General features: G+C 62.2%; 15 protein-coding genes. 14 read left to right on the forward strand and 1 reads right to left on the reverse strand.

Features of this window, described 5'->3' with window-relative positions:
• Nucleotides 1-82 precede the first annotated feature (82 nt).
• From AACZ55_RS02975 to AACZ55_RS03035, 13 genes are all read left to right on the forward strand, one after another.
• The gene (locus AACZ55_RS02975; RefSeq protein ID WP_339642886.1) at nucleotides 83-1,849 is read left to right on the forward strand and encodes a PQQ-binding-like beta-propeller repeat protein; all 1,767 of its coding nucleotides are present in this window, start codon (nucleotides 83-85) and stop codon (nucleotides 1,847-1,849) included.
• 110 nt (nucleotides 1,850-1,959) lie between these two features.
• Nucleotides 1,960-2,814, forward strand: a complete 855-nt coding sequence (locus AACZ55_RS02980) for a transporter substrate-binding domain-containing protein (RefSeq protein ID WP_339642889.1) — start codon at nucleotides 1,960-1,962, stop codon at nucleotides 2,812-2,814.
• Nucleotides 2,815-2,864: 50 nt separating this feature from the next.
• A complete protein-coding gene (locus AACZ55_RS02985; protein ID WP_339642891.1) occupies nucleotides 2,865-3,473 on the forward strand; it encodes a hypothetical protein in 609 nt (202 codons plus the stop codon).
• A 3-nt stretch (nucleotides 3,474-3,476) separates the two neighbouring features.
• Entirely contained in the window at nucleotides 3,477-4,877 is a 1,401-nt protein-coding gene (locus tag AACZ55_RS02990; protein ID WP_339642894.1) for a hypothetical protein, read from the forward strand.
• 16 nt (nucleotides 4,878-4,893) lie between these two features.
• Nucleotides 4,894-9,111 carry a VWA domain-containing protein gene (locus AACZ55_RS02995; protein WP_339642897.1) on the forward strand — a complete coding sequence of 1,406 codons (4,218 nt, stop codon included), beginning with the start codon at nucleotides 4,894-4,896 and terminating at the stop codon, nucleotides 9,109-9,111.
• On the forward strand, nucleotides 9,108-10,124 hold the full coding sequence (locus AACZ55_RS03000) for a MoxR family ATPase (RefSeq protein ID WP_339642899.1): 1,017 nt from the start codon (nucleotides 9,108-9,110) through the stop codon (nucleotides 10,122-10,124). Before AACZ55_RS02995 ends, AACZ55_RS03000 begins: the two co-directional genes overlap by 4 nt.
• Complete coding sequence (locus AACZ55_RS03005) at nucleotides 10,124-10,999, forward strand: DUF58 domain-containing protein (RefSeq protein WP_338609833.1); 876 nt, start codon at nucleotides 10,124-10,126, stop codon at nucleotides 10,997-10,999. Before AACZ55_RS03000 ends, AACZ55_RS03005 begins: the two co-directional genes overlap by 1 nt.
• A complete protein-coding gene (locus AACZ55_RS03010; protein ID WP_339642902.1) occupies nucleotides 10,996-11,964 on the forward strand; it encodes an ABC transporter ATP-binding protein in 969 nt (322 codons plus the stop codon). The genes AACZ55_RS03005 and AACZ55_RS03010 overlap by 4 nt, the downstream gene beginning before the upstream one ends.
• Entirely contained in the window at nucleotides 11,961-12,755 is a 795-nt protein-coding gene (locus AACZ55_RS03015) for an ABC transporter permease (protein WP_338609831.1), read from the forward strand. The genes AACZ55_RS03010 and AACZ55_RS03015 overlap by 4 nt, the downstream gene beginning before the upstream one ends.
• A 21-nt stretch (nucleotides 12,756-12,776) precedes the next feature.
• A complete protein-coding gene (locus AACZ55_RS03020) occupies nucleotides 12,777-13,811 on the forward strand; it encodes an ABC transporter substrate-binding protein (protein WP_338609829.1) in 1,035 nt (344 codons plus the stop codon).
• A 29-nt stretch (nucleotides 13,812-13,840) separates the two neighbouring features.
• Nucleotides 13,841-14,665 carry an ABC transporter ATP-binding protein gene (locus tag AACZ55_RS03025; protein WP_339642907.1) on the forward strand — a complete coding sequence of 275 codons (825 nt, stop codon included), beginning with the start codon at nucleotides 13,841-13,843 and terminating at the stop codon, nucleotides 14,663-14,665.
• Between the two features lie 9 nt (nucleotides 14,666-14,674).
• Nucleotides 14,675-15,487, forward strand: a complete 813-nt coding sequence (locus AACZ55_RS03030; protein ID WP_338609825.1) for an ABC transporter permease — start codon at nucleotides 14,675-14,677, stop codon at nucleotides 15,485-15,487.
• A complete protein-coding gene (locus AACZ55_RS03035) occupies nucleotides 15,487-16,332 on the forward strand; it encodes a transporter substrate-binding domain-containing protein (RefSeq protein WP_339642909.1) in 846 nt (281 codons plus the stop codon). The genes AACZ55_RS03030 and AACZ55_RS03035 overlap by 1 nt, the downstream gene beginning before the upstream one ends.
• Nucleotides 16,333-16,523: 191 nt before the next feature.
• Here AACZ55_RS03035 and AACZ55_RS03040 read toward each other — a convergent pair whose 3' ends face one another.
• Entirely contained in the window at nucleotides 16,524-18,815 is a 2,292-nt protein-coding gene (locus tag AACZ55_RS03040) for an EAL domain-containing protein (protein ID WP_339642912.1), read from the reverse strand.
• 377 nt (nucleotides 18,816-19,192) lie between these two features.
• Between AACZ55_RS03040 and AACZ55_RS03045 the strand changes: the two genes are divergently transcribed.
• The gene (locus AACZ55_RS03045) at nucleotides 19,193-19,933 is read left to right on the forward strand and encodes a hypothetical protein (protein WP_339642914.1); all 741 of its coding nucleotides are present in this window, start codon (nucleotides 19,193-19,195) and stop codon (nucleotides 19,931-19,933) included.
• Nucleotides 19,934-19,984: the final 51 nt, after the last annotated feature.

Here is a 19,984-nt window from a genome sequence, read left to right on the forward strand (position 1 = left end):
GGGTCGCGATCAAAACCAACGGGAACGCCGGGCTCAGGCGTTCCCGTGCTCAACAACAAACTCGTACCATAAGAGAAAGGGAGTGAGGCAATTGTCTTCCAAACTGTTGAAAATGGTCCTTGCGGGGACCACGGCTTTCGGGCTGCTCGCCGTACCGGCGTTTGCCCAGAGCGCGATAAGCGATCTGGCGCCGGTGACCGACGAAATGCTCGCAAACCCCGATGACGGCGACTGGCTCGCCTACGGTCGCGCTGTCGACAACTATCGTTTCAGCCCGCTCGACCAGATCAACACCGACAATGTCGGTCAGCTCCAGATGGTCTGGGCACGCGGTCTTGAAACCGGCCCGATGCAGACCTCGCCGATCGTTTACGATGGCATCATGTTCATCGCCAACCCCGGCGACACCATCCAGGCCATCGACGCCGTCACCGGCGATCTGATCTGGCAGTACCGCCGCCGTCTGCCCGATACCACCACCCTGCATTCGCTTGGCGATCGCAAGCGTGGCATCTCGGTTTATGGCGATCACCTCTACTTCATGAGCTGGGACAACTTCCTTGTCGCCCTCGACATGAAGACCGGCCAGCTGGCCTGGGAAGTCGATCGTGGCCAGGGCACCGATCTGGTTTCCAACACGTCGGGCCCAATCGTGGCAAACGGCGTGATCGTGGCCGGCTCGACCTGCCAGTATTCGGCTTTCGGCTGTTTCATCTCCGGCCATGACGCCGAAACAGGTGAAGAACTCTGGCGCAACACCTTCATCCCCCAGCCGGGTGAAGAAGGCGACGAAACCTGGGGCAACGATTACGAATCGCGCTGGATGACCGGCGTTTGGGGTCAGATCACCTATGATCCCGAACTCGACCTGGTCTTCTACGGTTCGAGCGCGGTTGGCCCGGCTTCGGAAGTTCAGCGCGGCACGCCCGGCGGCACGCTTTACGGCACCAACACCCGCTTTGCGGTCCGCCCCGAAACCGGCGAAATCGTCTGGCGTCACCAGACCCTGCCCCGCGACAACTGGGATCAGGAATGCACGTTCGAAATGATCGTCGCCGACACCGACGTGAACCCCAGCGAATCCATGGATGGCCTGCGCGCCATCGGTTCGGACGCATCGGGTGAAGGTCGTCGCGTTCTGACCGGCGTGCCGTGCAAGACCGGAACGATGTGGCAGTTCGACGCCGAAACCGGCGAGTTCCTGTGGGCCCGCGATACCGCCTACACCAACATGATCGAAAGCATCGACGAAACCGGTCTGGTCACCGTCAACGAAGATGTCGTCCTCGACGAAATCGGCGTTCCGGTGGAACATTGCCCGGCCTACCTCGGTGGTCGCGATTGGCCGCCCTCTGCGTTCAACCCGAACACGGGCATCTACTACATCCCGCTCAACAACACCTGCCAGATTTCCACGGCACGTGACAACGAGCCGACGGCCCTCGACGTGTACAACACCGATTCCGAGTACACGCTGCCGCCTGAAGAGACCAATGTTGGCCGTATCGACGCCATCGACATCTCGACCGGCGAAACCGTCTGGAGCTGGGAACAGCCCGCTTCGCAGTACTCGCCGGTGATGACAACCGCAGGCAACCTGCTGTTCACCGGTGGTGGCGATCGCTACCTCAAGGCCTTCAACGCCGAAACCGGCGACATGCTGTGGCGCTCGCGCCTTGCGTCGGATGCTTCGGGTCACGCGATCACCTATGAGGTCGATGGACGTCAGTACGTCGCGATCCCGGCAGGACCGGCCGGCTTCTCGTCGGCTCTGATGATTGCCGAAGGCAATGTGGACCAGGGCGGCAGCAGCTCTGCAGTCTATGTCTTCGCACTGCCTGAAGAATAAGATCTGATCACCAAACCGGGGGTTCAGCGGTCCGCCGCTGGACCCCTTCCTGCCTTTATATGCCGGATTTCCGGCATCTGCGGACCCTTCAGGGAGGATGGATGCCGCTCTTGAGCAAAACTGCTTTCCATGTCGCAACATTGGGTGCCACGGTGACGCTGATTGCGGGATCGGCATTCGCTCAGTCCTTCGATATCGTACCGCGAGACCTTTACACCGAACGCATGCGGCAAGAGGGCAGCAAGCTCGTCTTCTGCATCAACCCAGAAGGCGTTCTGGCCCCGTTCGAGCGCGATCTCGCCCAGGCAATCGGCCAGAGCGTTCTGGCGGAGGTCGAATTTTATGAAGTGGGCGCCCGCGACTGGCCGACACGGCCATTGCCGCTCGACTATCGGATTGTTCTCACCGAGCAGCAGATGTTCATCATGCTGGCGCAGGAATGCGACGGCTTCATGGGGTTTCTTTTGTCCCCATCCAATCCCGACTGGATGACAATCAGCCAGCCCTATCTCAGCGCGCGCACCGTGCTGGTGACGCGTTCGGACGCCGCCGAACTGGCCGAAGTGCCGTTTGGCGAGCGCATCGGTGTACGCATGATGGCGGCCGGCGACAACAGGCTGATCCAGTATCTTGGCGCGCAACCCGAAGACCGCAGTTGGGGCCGCACGCCCTACCCCGACAATCAATTGATGCTCGAGCGCCTGGTCGACGGCACGATCGGCGCCGGCATGATCTGGGAGTACGGGCTGTTCGGCGCGACCGAAGGAGATCCAGAGGCGGCCGGGTTCAGCTATTCCTATGACCTGCCGTTTCCGGTCGACCCCATCGAAATCGGCATCGCCACGCGGGCCGAGGATAGCTATCTGAACAATTTGCTGTCCGATTCCATCGCAGCGCTCAGGGCCGACGGCACCATCGATGCGCTTCTGGCCGAAAACGGGCTGACCGACAAAAGCGGCAATTGAGCGATGATGGTTTGCTGGCCCACCGATAGCGTCGCCAGGGAGGCTCGCCGATGTTCGATCTGAGCTTCATCCAGCTTGTGATGCGCGCCATCGGTACGGTCGTCGTTGTGACCCTGATGGGATTTTCGGTTGCCGGCTTCGCCCGTCTTCTGGGTGACAAGGGCACCGCCTATGACGGCAAGCTCACCCTCAACCCGTTCGTGCACGTCGATATTTTCGGCCTTTTCGGCGGCACGATCGGACGTGGGGGATGGACGCGGCCCATCGCAATCGATCCGGCGGCGGGCCGGATGGGGCGCGCAACGCCGGTGATCGTTGCGCTGCTGACCATGGCGGCAATATTTCTCTTTGGCCGCCTTGTGTTGCTGGCCCTGCCCTGGGTGGCGGCCTATTGGCCGGTGAGCAGTGCCGCGTTTGTCGATGCGACGATCAGGATGACAGCCGACATTGCGGCGTGGACCCTGGCAATAAACATCATCCCCATTCCACCGCTGCTGGGCGGTTATCTGCTGTTATCGCTCGCACCCGATGCCCATGGATGGCTCGTCAGGCGCCATCTCTACGTTTCCATCGTCCTGGCGGTGCTTGTGGTCCTTGCCTACCAGAGCCTTCCGGCAACACCTTTTGGTGAGTTGGCCCGCCTTCTTGGAGCGCGGTGATCCATGACCAACGCGACGCTGAGTGACCCCATTCTGTCACCCCTTTACCGGGTCATCGCGCGCCGCCGCGCCCGGACGCTGGCGCGGATCGCGCTGGCCTGCACGCTGGCGATCCTGGCCGCGCTGCTGGTGACGCTCGCTCTGGACCGTCTCGGGCTTGCATCGCTTGAGGCCGTACCAATCGCTTTCGCGGCGGGTCTGGCAACGGTGCTGACGGCGGGGTTCGTCGCTTGGATGCGGCGCAGGTCAGAGGCGGAAGAAGCCTTTTTCATCGACCATGCGACGGGGTTTGAACAGGCATACGGCACCGCTGTTGAACTGGTGCAAAGCCCCGGTACCTTGGCCAACCCGGTACCCAAAGAGCTTGTTGGATCGGTCCGCGGTCGCCTTGATGCCGTGGTGCCCGCCCGGCTGTTGCGCATCTTTACGCCGGGATTTGTGTTCGCGCTTGTGCTGACGGGTATCGTCGCGCTGGCTGCAATCTGGCTGATGCAGATGCCCGCTCCGGCCGTTCCTCAAGAGCCGGCCATTCAAAACCAGCCAGCCGATACCGAAACGATCTCGACGATCGCGCAAATGATCACCGAAGACGCCGAAGCGCGTGATGACGTCCTGCTCGGCGCCATCGCCAGAACTCTTGCGGAGCGCGCCGAAACGGCCGGTGCGGAAGGGTTGTCCGACGCGCTTGCCCGCGAGATCAACGACCTTCTCGATCAGGCGGCGGCGGCCTATGGTGACAATCCCCCCGACTGGCTCGGCAATGCCGATGGAACACGGCTCGATCAGCTCGAGGCCGGCCTCGAGGCCATGGCGAACGAGAGCCAGACGCCGCCAGCGGCCCAGCCATTGGAGCCGCCGCAGGGGCGCGGCGATGCCGTCCAGGCAACGCCCGAGGGCCCCGGCATGTATGAGGCGCGGCCCGAGCTTGCCGAGCAGTATGGGGATCGGTCCGATGACGAGCGGCTGGCCAACGCCGAAATCGTCTCCAATGGCGAACCGCCAACCGACCTTGGCGGCGCATCGTCAGGAGAAGGGCCGCAATTGATGAAACCCCAGCAGCTTCAGTCCATCGGCAGCATTCCGGTTGGCGCAGCGCTCGAATCGGGCCGCGGCCTCTCCAACGCCGCTGGTCTGGGCGAACAGGACATGCAGGCCGACGACGCCTTTACCCAACTGGACGCCGCGCCGGATCAGGACATGGTCGTAAGCGCCGAGCCGCAAACCGGCGGAAGCCGCATCCGCATCGAGATCGTTCCCCAGACCGCCGAGAGCGGCGGTGCGGGAGCCGCCAATGCGATCGGCGGCCAGACCGGATCGGGCTCTTTAGAGCCCGTGGCGCGCGATTTCATTCCCCTCCCGGCCCGCGACATCACCGCCCGCTATTTCGAGCGCCTGGCGCAATGAGGGTGTGGCCCAAACCATGATCGGATTTGCTGCGCCCTTTTTTGCGACTTTGCTGCTCGCCGCCGGTTTCGTGTGGTTTCTGCACAGCCGCCGGGAATACCGCCAGATTGTGCCCAGCCTGGCGCTGTGGCGGCAGCTCCAGACCCATGCGGGGCTAAAGCCCAAGGCCCGGCTGATCCCGCCGATCACGGTCCCGCTGCTCCTCCAGCTTCTGGCCGTTGCGCTTTTCACGCTGGCGCTTACCCAGCCTTTCTGGGGCAATCGCACTGTCCCCGATCATATGATCGTTGTCATCGACACCTCAGCTGGAATGCGTGCAAGCACCGACGGCCAGACGGCATTTGATAACGCCAGAAGCACGGTCCTCACCGATTTCTCGGGCGATCTGCAGCCGGCGCCCGAGCGGCTGTCGGTGATCGCAGCGGGCCCGCGGCCGACCTATATCGCCGCCCGCTGGACATGGTCGGGCGACAATCTGAACGCCGCGCTTGCCGACGTGTCTCCGACCGATGGCGCAAGCGACTGGACCGAAACGGCCAGGCTCATTCCCGGTATCGCGCGCGACGACGAGACCACGGAAATCCTGTTCGTCTCAAACCAGCCCGCGCCCCTCGATTTTGTCCAAGCCACGGATAATCTGGCGCTTTCCCACCATATCGTTGCGGGGGGGCAAGACAATTCCGCCATCAGCGGAACCCTGTCATTGGTCGATGCGGCGACCAATGCATGGACGCTGGACGGTCAAGCGCTGCTGGGCGAGCGCGACGCGCTGTCGATCACCGTGCAATACGCCGCCGACAGCAGCCGGACACCGCTCGACTGGACGACGATCACCCTCGAGCGACCCGAAGGCGAAAGCGGCCCCGTTGCATTTTCCCAGGACCTCGAACTGCCCGGTCCGGGAATCGTCACCGTCTCTATTCCCTCCGATGCCAACGCACGCGACAACCGACTGCGCTTTGTGGCCGAACCGACCGCCCAGACGCTCGATATCCTTTATGTCGGCGATGGCGAACAACCCCTGCTCCGCGCACTCAATGCCGTTCCCGGTGTCCGGATATTTGAGGATTCCACGCTCGGGGATGCAGCAGACGACTTCGGGCTGGTCATCGTCGAAACCCAACAATCCACAGCAGCACCGGCGACCAATTCGATCATTATCGAAACCGGTGGCAGCCCGCTGGCAGATGGCGATCCCGACGATTGGACGAACGAGCATCCATTGTCCCAGGACATGGACTGGGCCGCGCTTGCCATCGAAACGGCCACAGGGCTAACGCCGGGTGACGGCGAAACCACGCTGCTGTCCTCCGACGGGGCGCCCCTCATCACCGCGGCAGCAACACAAACCGGCCGTCATATCCGCATCGGATTCGATCCCCGGCGCTCCAACTGGCCCCAAACCAGCGGTATGCCGATCTTTGTCGCCAATCTCATCGATTGGATCGGTCGCCAGCCGGGCGCGGCGCCGGCGGCAAGCTGCACCGTGGGCATGCCCTGCCGGATCGACGCCCGCCTGCTGGGTCAGCCCATCAGCAATCTCGAATTTCCAGGACGGCAATCGGCCCGTGTCCCCGAGGGCGATTTCATTCCCCAGGAGGTCGGGCTGTTCCGCATTGGGCAAGGGGCCCTGACCCGTTTGCTGGCGGTCAACCCGGCCGCACAAGCCGATGCCGCCGAAAGCCTTGAGGCGTCACGCGCCGCTGGCTGGCCGCAGGGCCTGGCACCCTGGCTCCTCGGGGCGGGCCTGCTGGTGCTGATTGTCGAAGGTGTCCTCACGGCCCGTAAACACGGCTGGCTGCCCCGTTTTTCGGCCCTTCGGCTGGTCACGCTGGCCCTGCTCGCCGCCGCAATCGCCAATCTTGCATGGCCATGGCCCGGCTCGAATGCCGGCGTTGTGGTGATCGCCGCACAGCCCGACAGCCTGCAGGCCGACCCGACGGGAGGCGGCTCCGGGGTTGGCGGTCTTGTCGCGGGCCCGTCGGCCCAGATCGTTGCCGATCTTGGAACCTCGGGGCCGACGTCATCGACCGTTCTGCGCGTCACCCATACATCGCGGGCGCTCGAACTGGCCGCAGCCATGATCCCTCCAGAACGGGACCGATATCTGGTTATGGCCGGCGATGCGGCCCCCGAGCCGGAACTCGGACGAGCATTGGCCGCGCGGGGCGTCACAGTCAATTATCTCGAAACGCCACCGCTCGAGGACGGGGAGGTCTTTGTGGGACGGCTCGATGTGCCCCAGCAGGTGCTTTCGGGCGAGGCCGTTCCTTTGACCGCACTCGTTCAAAGCAGCGATACCCAGACCGTCAACATGGAGATCGTCACCAACGGCGAAGCAATTGCCAGTCAGGACGTCGAGCTCGACACCGGGCAGAACAGAATTCAGGCCGTGCTGCCGGAAATCGAAAGCGGCGAAAACCTCGTCGAAATTCGGCTGGCGGGCACCGACCCTTTTCCGCAAAATGATGCCATCGGCCAGATGCTCTCGACGGCCCCGGTCCGACCCATTGCGATCATTGCCGCCGACCCCGCTCATGGCGAAGCCTTCCAGCGTCTTCTCGAAGACCAGGGGCTCGAGGCCGAAATGTTCGAGCCGCGTCGGGCACCCTACTATCTCAAGGATTGGCTGGGGTTCGGTGACATCGTGCTTTTGAACACACCCGCCCTTTCGCTCACGACGTTGCAGCAATCGCTGATCGAAACCGCCGTGGAAGACTACGGCATGGGACTGTTGATCCTTGGCGGGCCAGACAGTTTCGGTCCCGGCGGGTATTTCGGCACGCCGCTTGAAGCTGTCTCTCCACTGTCGAGCCGTGTGCCCCAGGATGCGCCGGAAGTGGTGATGGTGTTTATTCTCGACCGGTCCGGTTCGATGCAGCAGCCGGTCGGCGAGGGCAACCGGCTCGACGTTGCCAAAAGCGCGACCATGGCGGCCACCGAACTGCTCAATCCCCAGAGCCAGATCGGCATCATCGCTTTTGACGCCGAAGCGCGAACATTGCTCCCGCTCACCCGGCTCGCCGATGCGCCCGGCGCGGTGCAGGCGTCGCTCGAAGGTTTCGATCCGGGTGGCGGCACCGCTATCTACCCCGGCCTTGTCGAAGCCCTTGAAATGCTGGACGGCATCGATGCCGCGTCCAAGCATATCGTGGTGATGACCGATGGCTTGAGCCAGCCGGGCGATTTTCCAGGCGTCGTCGGCCAGTTGCGCGCCCAGGGCGTAACGGTTTCCGCAGTGGCGATCGGCGAGGGTGCCGACACCTCCGTTGCCCGCACCATCGCCGACCTGGGCGGCGGCGCTGCCCACATCACCGCCGATTTCGAAGCGCTGCCCTCGATCCTTTCGCAAGAAGCAATGCTGCTTGCCTCTCCGGTCAAGGAAGGGGCGACCCAACCGGTCTGGCAGGATCGCAGCGCCAGTTTCCTTGGGGCCCTTCCGGCACAATTGCCGCCGCTGACCGGCTTTGTCGGCACCACCGCCAAGCCCGATGCCGAACTGGTCGCGACGACCACCGATGACGAGGGGCGCGACATGCCCGTCCTCGCCTATTGGCGCTATGGCAACGGCATGGTGATGGCTCTGACCACCGATGCCACGGGACCATGGTCCGACGCCTGGCAGCGCCTGCCCCAATACGGGGCGCTCTGGAACGATATTTTGCTTCAGTTCCAGCCAACCACGCCGCGTCCAGGCCTGACCCTGACCACGGCAAGCGACGGCGATTATCTCGATCTGCGCGTCAGCGCGCTCGATGAGGACGGGTTGCCGCTGACGGGGCGCTCGCTGGTTGCGACCGTTACACCGCCCCAGGATGGGGCCGGCGAGACGACGACGCTGACCGAGGTGCGGCCCGGGCTCTATGAGGGTCGCCGCGTGCTCGACGCCGTCGGCCGCTACGGCCTCAGCATCGACCAGGGCGATGATGCCGACCCTATCCAGACGTCCTATTACCATTCTTACGATACGCGCTATGATTTCTCGCGCAGGGGTGGAGCCCAGGGGCTGGCCCGCGCGACGGGAGGAACGGCAATAACACCGCAGGAGATTTCAACGCTGGGCGCCGGCCTGACGCTGACATGGCTGCACAACTGGCCGGCATGGGCGCTTCTGGCGTTTGCCGCCTTTCTCATCGATCTCGGCCTGCGCTATCGCCGGTTTTCGGCGCGGCGGAAATCGAAGACGACACCTCAATACTCTCAGACCTCGCGCCAAGGAGCACCAATCTCATGACTGCGATCTCGCCACAGACACCTCTCGAAGACGGCGCGCCCGAACTGGCCGCGCTGCGCGAGGCCCTCAGCCGCACGCGTGCCTCCATCGCGACGACGGTGATCGGTCAGCAAGGCGTTGTCGATCTCATGCTGATCTCGCTCATGGCCGGCGGGCACGTTCTGCTCGAAGGCCCTCCCGGTGTCGGCAAGACGCTGATGGTGCGCTCGCTGGCGCGGGCCGCCGGCCTGACCTTCTCGCGCGTGCAGTTCACGCCGGACCTGATGCCGGCCGACATCACCGGCGCCTCGGTGCTGGTGCCGGGTGCCGATGGGCGCACCCAGCTCGAGTTTCGAAAAGGCCCGATCTTTGCCCAGTTGCTTCTGGCCGACGAGATAAACCGGGCAACCCCGCGCACCCAATCCGCCCTGCTCGAAGCCATGCAGGAGGGTACGGTTTCGGCGGGCGGCACCACAATGGATCTGCCAAAACCCTTCTTCGTGCTGGCCACGCAAAACCCCATCGAGATGGAGGGCACCTACACCTTGCCCGAAGCCCAGATCGACCGGTTCCTGTTCCGCATCGATGTGCCTTACCCCGATCAGGACGTGCTGACGGGCATCCTGTCGGCAACGACCGGCACCGGGCAGGACAAACTGACCCAGGCGATGACGGCATCCGATATCATTGCCCTTCAGGGCCATGTCCGCTCGGTCCCCATCGCGACCGCCATTCAGCAGGCCGTGGCCCGGTTCTGTCTCGCAACCCAGCCCGGTGGCGAAACGGCGGACAAGGACGTTTCGCGCTACGTCCGGTTCGGGGTGAGCCCGCGCGGCGCCCAGGCGCTTGTCGTTTCGGCCAAGGCCCATGCTTTAATGGCCAACCGCAATCATGTCTCGGTCGCCGATCTGCGCGCCGTGCTGCTGCCGGTCATGCGCCATCGCGTACAGGTGAACTTCGAAGGCCGCGCCGCCAATATCGATATCGACAAATTGCTGCTCCGCCTTTTCGACCAGACCATGGGCAAACTCTGATGCGTCCACCGTCCGCCCTTCTCGAACGCCTGACAACGAGCCGCCTGCTGCCGGCATTTGCCCAGCCATCGGTGGGCACCGGCGAGCGCCGTTCGCGCCGCAAGGGACCGGGCATGGAATTTATCGACCACCGCCCCTACCAGACGGGCGATGACACACGGCACCTCGATCCGCATCTTTACGCGCGCACCGGCGAATTCGTCGTGCGCGAATATTCCCTCAACCAGCAATTGCCGGTGACCATCGTTCTCGATCTTTCCGGATCGATGGCGGCGGGACAGGGCGAAAAGCGCGAGCGCGCCAAACTGGTTGCCCAATTGCTCGGCTTTGCCGCGCTGGCCGGAGGCGACCGGATTCAGGTCGTGGTGCCGGAGCAGGCGGGCAACAAATTCTCGCCGCGATGGCATGGTGCGGCGCGGGCCGATCTGATGTTTGACTGGATCGCCAAGGAGGCAGATGCTGGCCGAAGCGATTTTCAGGATGCGCTGCGGACGCTGCGCCGGGATTTGCCGTCTCACGGCCTGGTCATCGCCATCAGCGATTGGTGGGACGGTGATGTCAGCCCGGTCCTCGACATCCTGTTTTCCGCCGGGCATGAAATCCTGGCCGTCCAGATCCTGACACCGCAGGAAATCGATCCGGCCGGCACGGAAACCGGCATCGTCACCATGGAAGATGCCGAAACCGGGGAGGAACTGGAACTGGCCATCGACGCGGGCCTGCTCAGCCGCTATCGCAAGCTTTTTGCCGCGCGGCAGGAAGAAATGCGCGGGCTTTTCAATTCGAAACACTGGCATTTCGTGACCGTTTCGACCGACGATGATATCAGCCAATTGTTCACCCGTACGCTACGGGCACAGGGAGTTCTTTCATGAGCGATGATGCCGGCGGCACACCTGCAATCGTGGTTGAGGGCGTATCCAAGCGCTTTGGCCGTGTGCTGGCGCTCGACGACGTGTCGCTGTCGGTACAGCAGGGAGAAACATTCGCCCTGCTCGGCCCCAACGGTGCGGGAAAAACCAGCCTGCTCGATATCTTGTGCACCATCAGCAGACCCGACGGCGGGCGGGCTGAAATCGCCGGCATCGATGTGATGAAACAACCGCTGCGAGCACGGCGGCAATTGGGCGTGGTCTTTCAGGAAGCAACGCTCGATACCCGCCTCTCGGTTTTCGAGAACCTCGATTTTCATGGCATGGTCTATCAGATGAGCCGCGCCGACCGCCGCCGGCGCATCGATGAAATGCTCGCTCTTGTGGAGTTGTCCGACTGGCGCGACGCTGTAACGCGAACGCTCTCGGCAGGCATGCGGCGGCGGCTGGAAATCGCCCGCGGCCTGATGCACGAGCCCAAGATCCTGTTTCTCGACGAACCCACCGTGGGGCTCGATGCACAATCGCGGGCCAAGATCTGGTCCTATCTCGAACAGCTCCGGGCCAGCCAGAACATCACCATTGTCGTGACCACTCACTATATCGAGGAAGTCGATACCTGCGACACGATCTGCATTATCGACCACGGCAAGATCCTGGCGCGCGGCACACCGGAATCGCTCAAGGCGGCCCACGGCACCAGCCTGTTCCGCGTCACCCCGCGCACCGCCGACGCCCATGCTGCCCTTGTTGCGCGCTACCCGGGAACGGTCGAAGGCGCCGAGGGTCAATTGCTTATCAAGGCCGAAAATGCCGGCAGCGCCGATGCGCTGCTGGCAGAGTTCGGAACCCAGTTGCGTCAGGTGTCCGTCGACCAGCCCAGCCTTGAAAGCGTATTCCTGTCCCTTACCGGCCGCGATCTGCGCGAAGCGCCTCCGAGTAACGCCAAAAAGCGGGGGCGTGGATGACCCAGTCCCCACCCAAAGCCATGACTGTCCAGGACGGCGGAGAGCCCGGTCCATGGCTCGTGGCGGCAACCCGGGTCGGGTTTCTCGCGCTTCTGATCGTTCTGTGGTGGATCGCCTCGGTCAACGTGGCGCGCAACATCGTCCCCTCGCCCTGGGCAACCCTGCAGGCGGCCGGGGGCCTGTTGCAGGAGGGGCGGCTGCAGACGGCTTTTGTCGATTCCGTTTCGATCTATCTTTCGGGCTATGGGCTCGCCATCCTGTGCGCCATCCCGCTGGGTGTCGCGATGGGCGCCTTCAACCTGTTTGGCCGCACGCTCGAAATCTATGTCTATGCGCTCTCGGCCACCCCGCGCGTGGCGTTCATCCCGCTCATTATCGTGCTGCTCGGGCTGGGGAGCGAGGCCAAGGTGTTCATTGTGTTTCTGGGCGCCGTAATGCCCATTCTCATCAACACCTATGCCGGTGTGCGCCAGTCCGATCCCGAACTGATCGAAATGGCGCGCTCGGTCGGTGCGGGGCGCTTTCGGATATTTACCCGTATCGTCCTGCCCGGCGCTGTGCCTTACGTCATCGTCGGTCTACGCCTCGGGGCTACGATCGGTCTCATCAATACGGTCGTTGCCGAACTCTATACGGCAGTACGCGGGCTCGGCGGGCTTCTGGCCATCTATGGCAACACCTTCAGGATGGCGGAATATTTCGTCATCGTCCTTTCGCTGGCAGTCATCGGAGTCATCGTGACCGAGGGACTGCGTTTCGTCGAAATGCGCCTAGCCAAATGGCGGCGCTGAAAACCCCAAGGGAGAGAGAAAATGACCACCAAATCAATGATGCTGGCTCTGGCCGGATCGGTCGCCAGTCTGGCCCTGATGACCGGCGCGGGTCTCGCGCAATCGAGTGAGCCTTTCCGCCTGATCGTCACCCATCTCGAGGCACCGCTTGTGCCAAACTCGGTAATGGATCTGGCCGCCGAGCTGGGCTATTTCGAAGCCGAGGGCGTCGATGTCGAGCTCGTTCGCGTTCAGCAGACCCCATCGGCCATTGCCGCATTGCAGTCGGGCGATGGCGAAATGGCCAATATCGGTGTCGACGCGCTTTTGCAGGTGATCCACAACGGCGCCACCGATTTCCGCGCCGTGACATCGCCCAACAAATCGCTGCCGTTCCTCATCGCCTCCAAGGACGATATCGCAACCCCGGCCGATCTGGCCGGCCGCAGCTTCGGCGTGGGACGGGTCGGCAGTCTCGACCACTCGCTGTCCACACTGGTTCTGTCCAGCCAGGGCGTCTCGATCGATGATTCCGAAATCATCTCGCTCGGACAGCCCGACATTCGCGCCCAGGCGCTTCTGGCCGGACAGGTCGATGCCACGACCATGTCGATCGGCGTCTGGAGCGAGCTGCCCGATACACAAGGACTGCATGTCCTGATCGATCAGGACGCCTATTACGAGGGTGCTCCGGTGGTCAACAAGGTCAACGCGGTCACCGGCGACGTTCTGGCCGAACGGCCCGAAGACGTCCAGGCGGTCATCCGGGCGCTGACCAAGCTCTCGCGTGACTTTGCCGAGAACCCCCAGATGTGGGTCGACGCAATGGTCGAGGCCCGCCCCGACGTCAGCACCGAAGTGCTTGAAATGCTTGCACAATCATTCGCTGGAAGCTGGAGTGTCAACGGCGGCATGAGCGTGGAGGAGCTGAGCTATACCAGCGACTGGCTCTACGAAACCGAAGACTTCGCCGATTTCGAACAGCTGGCGCTCGAAGACTGGGTCGACTTTGGACCGGTCGATGCCGTGCTTGGCGAACTGGGCACCGACGAATCCATGGACCCCGCCGATAGATGAGCGTCGTCCATTTCCCGGGAGGAAACCGCGTGGCAGCAGAACCGCAGGCGTCAAAAGCCCTGCTCACGTTCACAGATGTCCAGAAACGCTTCGTACAGCCGGACGGTGCCGTCAACACGGCCATCGACGGCGTGTCGCTCGACATTCCCGAACGCGAATTTGTTGCCCTGATCGGCCCTTCGGGATGTGGCAAGACCACTGTCCTGCGGCTGGCCAATGGCCTGATCGTTCCCGATGCGGGAGCGGTCAGGATCGATGGCCAGCCGCCCAGACCCGGTCCTGACATGGGGTTCGTCTTTCAGGCGTTCCGCCTGATCCCCTGGGCCAATGTGCAGGCCAATATCGAGTTCGCGCTCGAAAGCCTGGAGCTTTCCAGAGCCGAACGCGCCGAGCGGGCCCGGCGATATCTCGATCTGGTCGGGCTGTCGCGCTCGGCCAGGGCTTACCCCGCTCAGCTTTCCGGCGGGATGAAACAGCGCGTGGCGCTGGCGCGTGCACTCGCCGGGGAGCCGCGCGTCCTTTTGATGGACGAGCCGTTCGCAAGCCTCGATGCCCAAACGCGCGAACTGATGCAGGGCGAGTTGCTCTCCATCTGGCGGCGGCTGACCCCCACCGTGATGTTTGTCACCCACAGCGTCGATGAAGCGCTGGTGCTGGCCGACACGATCGTCGTGATGGGAGCGGGCAAGGTGCTCGAGACCATAAAGATCGATCTGCCACGCCCCCGGCTCACCGTCGAAATGCGCGCGGACCCGCGCTTTCTCGAGCTGCGGTCCTATCTGTGGAACCGCATCCGCGAACTCGTTCTCACCGACCCGGCGTCCGAATTCTTCGGCCGCAATCTCAATGAATAGGAGCTCCCGATGACCGCCATATGGGGACAACTGGTCGGCGTCTATGCCATCTGGCTGCGCGAGGTCAAGCGCTCGTTGCGCGACAAGGGCCAGTTGATCGGGGGCATCAGCCGGCCATTGCTGTGGGTGCTGATCCTGGGCATCGGGCTCAATCCCTATTTTCGCGGTGAAGTCTATGGTGAAGTGCGGTTTGTGGTGCCCTACACCTATCTCCAGTTCATCTTCCCCGCCGTCATCGTCCTCAACATTCTCTATACCTCCATCCAGTCGGCCGTTTCGTTGATCTGGGACCGCGAATTCGGGTTCCTGCGCGAGGTGCTGGTCTCGCCCATGTCGCGCAACATGATCCTTCTGGGCAAGGTGCTCGGGGGCGCGACCACGGCCGTTATCCATGGCTGCATGGTGCTGGTCGTTGCGCGCTTTGTGGGGGTCGTTCTGACATGGGAGACGATCCTTGCGGCCATTGGCCTGATGTTTGCCCTTGCATTCGGGCTGACCGCCTTCGGCATCGTGATCGCCAATTACGTGCGCGGTTTCGAGAGCTTCGGAGTGTTTTCCAACGCGGTGATCCTGCCGCTCTATTTCACCGCCAGTTCGGTCTTCCCACTCGATCCGGCCCTCACCCGTGCCCAGACGCTGGTCACCTATCCCGAATGGCTGGTCATCATCGTCGAGCACAACCCCCTGACCTACGCCGTCGACGCCATGCGCGGCATTCTCATCAAGTTCAACCAGTTCGACCCTGCTCTTGGCTTTCAGGTGGTGGGCATCATGGCCGTTGGATTGTTCCTTCTGGCCATGTGGGAGTTCAGGAAAGTCTGATGTCCGCTCCCGCCCCCGCAAGGCCGCGCAAGCGGCACTGGCTGTTCGACATGATCCCGCTGGCGTTGTGCTTTGCGCTGCTGTTTGCCGTGAGCTTTTTGCCGCCCGACAATTCGCGATACGAGGTCGACAGACTTGGCCGGCTGAGCGTCTGCATGCCCTACCTGTACCCGCCGCTGGTGACCGACAATGCCGACCGGCCCGGGTTCGAAGTCGAGTTGCTCCAGAACATCACAGAGCGGCTCGGCTGGCGGCTCAACATTGTTTCAAACGCCTCGATGGGACGCGACTTCAACCCGCGCAACTGGCGCATCAACCGCGCCCAATGCCAGGTGCTGGCCGGTGGCATCGCGATCAATTCGACGACAAGCTCGTTTCTGGACACCACCGAACCGCATCTGGTGACGGGCTGGGCCCTGATCGCGCCACAGGGCACCACCATCGAGACCGTGCAAAGCCCTGTGGGATTCATGGCAGGGCTCACGGGCCTCGACCGGATCGGCCTTGGCCAATATATCCGCCAGCGCGGCATTACCGCGACCATCGTCAACGACGCCGCAACCCTGCGCGCGCGCCTGGAGGCAGGAGATTACGACGCGGCGATCACCGAGGCCCTGCTCGCCAGCACCATTTTTTCCGACACCGATCTCGAGATCACGGTGCTCGGGGCGCCGCTCGAACGCATTCCGCTGGGAATGGGGTTCTGGAAGGGCGACCTCACGCTCAAGCGTGCTGTCGAATCCACCCTTGCCGACATTCGCGCCGATGGAACACTGGCCCAGCTGGCCGAACGCTACGATTTGGACGCGAGCATCCTGTGCCCCTCGGCAACCGGCGCGTGCTGAACTTCCCCCCGCCAATTCCGCTTGCGTGACCGACCGAGCCTGGATCAAGTCCCTTTTTTCGCGTGTCCGAACTGCAAAACCGTTTCCATCCCCGATCGCGTCGAGGACATGCTTTTGCTGGAAACGCTCTAAACCCTTGCTTTGTCGCGTGTCCGAACCGCAAAACCGTTTCCACTTTTGCTGGAAACGCTCTAAGCAACTTTTTCGAAATCGAAACTGCCGGCGGACAGAAAGCGGGAAATTTCACACGCCGGGATCGGCGGTGAGAACAGAAATCCCTGAACTTCATCGACGCCAGGCAACTCCTTGAGCAGGGCAAGCTGCCTGGGAGTTTCCACCCCTTCGACAACCACCGACATGCCCAGTTCGGAGCTCAGGCTTGCAACCCCGGCCAGCAGACGACGCGACCGGCTGCTGACTTCGACGTCCTGGAGGAACGACCGGTCGATCTTGACCTTGTCGAGCGGGAAGTGGTGCAGATAGCTCAAGCTCGCATAGCCCGTGCCGAAATCGTCGAGCGAAACGCGCACGCCAAGGCTGCGCAGGTTTTCCAGTGTGGTGCGGATAGCGGCGGTATTTTCGAGCAGGAGAGATTCAGTGATCTCGATCTCGAGCCGATGGGCCGGCAGCCCGGAGCGATCGAGCGCGGAAACCACCGATGTGATGACGTCCCCCCGCCGGAACTGCACCGGCGAAATGTTGACGGCGACATGCACATTGCCCGGCCAGGTCACGCACTGGCGGCAAGCCTCGTGCAGGATGAAATCGCCCAGTTCGATAATCAGGTTGGTTTCCTCGGCGACGGGAATGAACGCGTCGGGCGAGATCAGGCCCCGCTTGGGATGCCGCCAGCGCGCCAGCGCTTCGCAAACCGAACTCTTGCCCGTCCTCAGATTGACGATGGGCTGGAAAAACACTTCGAAATTTCCATCGTCGAGCGCATTGCGGATATCGATCTCCAGGGCGCGTCGCGCCTGGACCCTTGCATCCATCTCAGGCTCGAAGAAGCGCCAGACGCCGCGTCCGTCCGATTTGGCGCTGTAGAGTGCCAGATCGGCGCATTTGAGCATCTGCTCGAAACTCGTGCCATCGCGCGGCGCCAGGGCAATGCCGATACTCGCACCAATAACGAATTGATGGCTTTCGACGGTGAAGACTTCGCTCAACGTCCTCACGATCCGCTGGGCCACCAGGCTCGCTTCATCGGCCGGCCCCTTGAGCTCGCGCAGGACAACGAATTCATCGCCGCCCAGACGCGCAATGACATCGGACGGTTTCATCACCTTGCGAAGACGGTCTGCCACCTGGCATAAAAGAGCATCCCCGCACGGATGCCCCAGCGTGTCATTGACGACCTTGAACTGATCGAGATCGATAAAGAGCAGCGCACAGGGACGGCCGCGCGCCATCACGGTTTCGAATTGCTCCTGGAAATGGGAACGGTTGGGCAGACCGGTCAGCGCGTCGTAACGGGCCAGATGCTCGATCCGCTCCTCGGCCCTGCGCTTTTCGGTTATGTCCTCGATCAGCAGCACAAATCCGCCGGCCTTAATGGGCTGGAACGTCAGTTGCAGGATTCTGTGTCCGGCTGCGTCGATGACGAGAGGCGCGGTGCCCGCAGCGCCGGTCCATTTCCGGAATGCCGAGAAAATCGCATCGCTCACTTCCAGCGGAACCTGGTTGGCCGCCAGTGCCGTTCCCAACAGCGACCTGACATCCTGTCCCTTCCAGGTGGCGCTTGCGTCGAGATTGAGCAGGCTCATGAAGCGGTCGTTGAAGACGACAAGCTTCTGATCCCCGTCGAACATGCACAGGCCGTGCGGCATGTTGTTGACGGCGGTATCGAAATGGGTGGCAAGCGCGCGAAGATCGTGCGAGGCGACAACGGCGTCGAACAGCGTGAACCGCAGCCGGGTGGCAATGGTTCTGACGCTCAGGAAAAACGGAACCAGCACCAGCGCCAGAAACAGATAAGCCGCCTCGAGATGGAGCAGAAGCCCCATGATCATGGGGATGGCGGCACACGCCGTGGTGAAGATGACAAGTTGATCGGAGGAGTAATTGCGGCCCGTGATGCCGATCATATAGGCGAGGCAAACCGCAAAGCTCACAAGGTGGACGGCCGGATCCGAAGAGAGGGCAAAAGCAAGAAAGCACCAAAGGCTCAGCAGCACCGCGAAGGTGGACGACCCCACGATGTAGCGCCTCTCCCAACCGCGGGCCTGCTCTACGGTTTGCGAACTCCCTGCATTGCGCTCATAGGCGTTCATGTCCATCCAGCGCAGGACTCCGGTGAGGGCCAGCGGGAAGGCACACAGAGCGAGCCAGATGATGCCGCTTATCCAGCCGGTCACCAGCGACGCCGCGATTGCACTCGCGGTTCCTGAAAAGAGCGAACGCCTGTCCCTGTAGAGCGCGCTCACCGAGGAAATATAGACCTCGGCAGGCAGGTTGGGCGCGTTTTCGGGAGAGCCTATACCCATGGTTAATTCGCCATACCCCTGCAGAACCAATACGATATAAATTGAAAGTTTTTAAAATTTGCTCCCCTTATCTCGGCAATTTTAAATATTTACCATTCCGTCGCCAGTGCACGGACAGTTTGGCGCCAAGCGGAGACGAGCAATTTACCGCTGATTTTCTTAAAAACTATGGAACATTTTCGCAAAAATGGGACAAACAACATAAACGCACCAATCGGAAACTGGTTAATATTTTGATAATTCCAAGTATAGATGGGCCGATTCGCAGCAAAAGTACCCACCAAAGCGACTAACCGGACCCGGCAGACAATCTCGACCAATTGACCTTGGTTAAAAGTTGGTTAAAGGTGTCCCCTGTATGGTTTAGGGGGCAGTTCATGAGTTCCGTATCATCGGTCGGGACAACTTCGTTTTCCCAACGCCTGATCGATTTTCTTGACAGGATCGAATATCGTCGGCTCGAAGGGTATGGCGAGCGCGAACACGCGTTCAGTTTGCGCTACGAAGCCTATGTCCGCGAAGGCATGATCCCGATCGGCTTTGAAAAGCGGCTGACCGACGATTATGACCACGCCGACAACGGCCACGTCTTTGGTGTCTATATGGACGGCGAGATGGCGAGCACCATCCGGGTGCATTATGCCACCCCGGAAAACCCCCATTCTCCCACCGTCGACGCGTTCCCCGAAACGCTTCTGCCGGAAATCGACAAGGGGCACATCGTCGTCGATCCGACGCGCTTTGCCGTGCATCCCGCAGTGAGCGGCCGACACCCCGAATTGCCCTATATCACCGCCCGGCTGGGCTTTCTCGCGTCGGAATATTACAGCGCCAATCTGGGCCTCGCTTCGGTTCGCGTAGAACACCAGGCTTTCTATCGGCGCCTTTTCGGCATGCGGCCGCTGTGCCCGCCGCGCCAGTACCATGGTCTCAAAAAGCAGTTGAGCCTTATGGGCATCGACTACTGCGCGGTGCGCGAGAGCGTCATCGCCCGCTATCCCTTTATGAATGCAACGGCCACCGAGATGGATTTTCTGTTTGGCCCCACGCACTCGACCCTCGAGAAAGTGGCGACAGCAGTGTTTTCGGGGCGCGTGGAACCGGCAAACCTGCACTAGAGCGTGTCCAGCAAAAGCATGTCCTCGACGCGATCGGGGATGGAAACGGTT

The organism is uncultured Pelagibacterium sp., from assembly GCF_963972885.1.
In the GTDB taxonomy this organism is placed as follows: Bacteria; Pseudomonadota; Alphaproteobacteria; order Rhizobiales; family Devosiaceae; genus Pelagibacterium; species Pelagibacterium nitratireducens.

Excerpts from the sequence above, each read along its gene's own strand:
- AACZ55_RS02995 (WP_339642897.1), top strand. The coding sequence starts at position 4,894 with ATGATCGGATTTGCTGCGCCCTTTTTTGCGACTTTGCTGCTCGCCGCC.
- AACZ55_RS03000 (WP_339642899.1), top strand. The coding sequence starts at position 9,108 with ATGACTGCGATCTCGCCACAGACACCTCTCGAAGACGGCGCGCCCGAA.
- AACZ55_RS03005 (WP_338609833.1), top strand. The coding sequence starts at position 10,124 with ATGCGTCCACCGTCCGCCCTTCTCGAACGCCTGACAACGAGCCGCCTG.
- AACZ55_RS03015 (WP_338609831.1), top strand. The coding sequence starts at position 11,961 with ATGACCCAGTCCCCACCCAAAGCCATGACTGTCCAGGACGGCGGAGAG.
- AACZ55_RS03020 (WP_338609829.1), top strand. The coding sequence starts at position 12,777 with ATGACCACCAAATCAATGATGCTGGCTCTGGCCGGATCGGTCGCCAGT.
- AACZ55_RS03040 (WP_339642912.1), bottom strand. The coding sequence starts at position 18,815 with ATGGGTATAGGCTCTCCCGAAAACGCGCCCAACCTGCCTGCCGAGGTC.
- AACZ55_RS02985 (WP_339642891.1), top strand. The coding sequence starts at position 2,865 with ATGTTCGATCTGAGCTTCATCCAGCTTGTGATGCGCGCCATCGGTACG.
- AACZ55_RS02990 (WP_339642894.1), top strand. The coding sequence starts at position 3,477 with ATGACCAACGCGACGCTGAGTGACCCCATTCTGTCACCCCTTTACCGG.
- AACZ55_RS03045 (WP_339642914.1), top strand. The coding sequence starts at position 19,193 with ATGAGTTCCGTATCATCGGTCGGGACAACTTCGTTTTCCCAACGCCTG.
- AACZ55_RS03030 (WP_338609825.1), top strand. The coding sequence starts at position 14,675 with ATGACCGCCATATGGGGACAACTGGTCGGCGTCTATGCCATCTGGCTG.
- AACZ55_RS03035 (WP_339642909.1), top strand. The coding sequence starts at position 15,487 with ATGTCCGCTCCCGCCCCCGCAAGGCCGCGCAAGCGGCACTGGCTGTTC.
- AACZ55_RS03010 (WP_339642902.1), top strand. The coding sequence starts at position 10,996 with ATGAGCGATGATGCCGGCGGCACACCTGCAATCGTGGTTGAGGGCGTA.